The sequence below is a fragment of the uncultured Anaerotruncus sp. genome (assembly GCF_902490045.1).
GTDB lineage: Bacteria > Bacillota > Clostridia > Oscillospirales > Ruminococcaceae > Anaerotruncus.
Genome location: NZ_CABUCJ010000206.1, coordinates 1 through 1,847, shown reverse-complemented (window position 1 = coordinate 1,847; position 1,847 = coordinate 1). Strand labels below are relative to the sequence as shown.

Here is a 1,847-nt window from a genome sequence, read left to right as displayed (position 1 = left end):
AAAGCGGCCGCGCCCACGGGGATCCGGTTGGTTTTGTCAGCGCCCGAACTCGGACAGCTCGAGCCATTTGTTGTGCTCCTGCGCCCAGCGGATATTCCACTCGTCGGTGAAAAGGAGCAGGTAGCGGTCCCTAAAGTCCTGGACCAGCTTGGTGTCGGAGGAGATGTCGAGCTGTTTGGGATCGAACTCCTCGTTTTCGATCCAGCGGATATACTGGTAGGAGAGCCCGTCGCGGCGGATATCGACGCCGTACTCGTTCTTGAGGCGGTACTCGAGCACCTCGAACTGGAGCACGCCGACCACGCCGACGATGACCTCCTCCATGCCGGTGTTCGGTTCGTGGAAGATCTGGATGGCGCCCTCCTGGGCGATCTGCGTCGTGCCCTTGACGAACTGCTTGCGCTTGAGGGTGTCGGTCTGGCGGATGCGCGCGAAGTGCTCGGGCGCGAAGGTCGGGATGCCCTCGAATGCAAACTTGCGGTTCGGCATGCAGATCGTGTCGCCGATCGAAAAGACGCCCGGGTCGAACACGCCGATGATGTCCCCCGCGTAGGCCTTGTCGATGATCTCACGGTCCTGCGCCATGAGCTGCTGGGGCTGGGAGAGCTTGATCTTCCGCTCCCCCTGGACATGGTAATATTCCTGCGCCTTGTCGAATTCCCCCGAGCAGATCCGCATGAACGCCACGCGGTCGCGGTGGGCCTTGTTCATGTTCGCCTGGATTTTGAAGACGAACGCCGAGAAGCCCGGGTCGAACGGGTCGACCTCCCCCTCGCTGCTCCCGCGCGGCAGAGGCGGCGTGGTCATCCTGAGGAAATCCTCCAGGAAGGGCTCGACGCCGAAATTTGTGAGCGCGGACCCAAAAAACACGGGGGAAAGCTTGCCGTGGCGCACCTCTTCCATATCGAATTCGTAGGAGGCGCCGTCGAGCAGCTCCACGTCGTCCACCAGCGTTTCCCGCAGGCTTTCGCCGAGCATCTCGCCCAGGCGCGCGTCGGTCATCGAAAGCTCGACCTTCTCCACCTGGCGCACCCCGTTGGCGGTGCCGTCCCCCAAAAAGGAGATGATCTCCCGCTTACGGCGGTCGTAGACACCCTTGAATTCCTTTCCGCAGCCAATCGGCCAGTTGACCGGATAGGTTCGGATGCCCAGCTCCTGTTCGATCTGCTCCATCAGGTCGAACGGGTTGCGCGCCTCCCGGTCCATCTTGTTGACAAAGGTGAAGATCGGGATATCCCGCAGCAGACAGACCTTGAAGAGCTTGCGCGTCTGCGCCTCGACGCCCTTGGCCGCGTCGATCACCATCACCGCGCTGTCCGCCGCCATCAGCGTGCGATAGGTGTCCTCCGAGAAGTCCTGATGTCCCGGCGTGTCAAGGATGTTGATGCAATAGCCCTCGTAGTTGAACTGCATGACCGACGAGGTCACCGAGATGCCGCGCTGCTTTTCGATCTCCATCCAGTCGCTCACCGCGTGGCGGGCGTTCTTTTTTCCCTTGACCGCGCCCGCGAGCTGGATCGCCCCGCCGTACAGCAGGAACTTTTCCGTCAGCGTGGTCTTACCGGCGTCCGGGTGCGAAATGATCGCAAAGGTCCGCCGCCGTTCAATTTCGTTTCTGATGTCTGCCAATCGAATTCCTCCAAAATCTCCGTGTGCTCTAACCTTGTTATATTACCATTTTTGCCCGCCGCGCGCAATACATACCGGAAATTTCCCATGTCCCGCTGACGACCGCCCCGGCGGCGGTTTTCGATTCTCCGCCCCGAGGGTTTGCCGGTAGGCGACCGGCGGCGGTCCTTAGGCTTACCGCTCAGTGAGCGGTAGTTGCTGGGACCCGCCCCGGCAGG

At 61.4% G+C, this 1,847-nt stretch carries 1 protein-coding gene; it reads right to left on the bottom strand.

Annotated features, from left to right (window positions below; all coding sequences use genetic code 11):
• Positions 1-36: 36 nt before the first annotated feature.
• A complete protein-coding gene (locus tag RDM88_RS12740) occupies positions 37-1,629 on the bottom strand; it encodes a peptide chain release factor 3 (protein ID WP_308755197.1) in 1,593 nt (530 codons plus the stop codon).
• Positions 1,630-1,847: the final 218 nt, after the last annotated feature.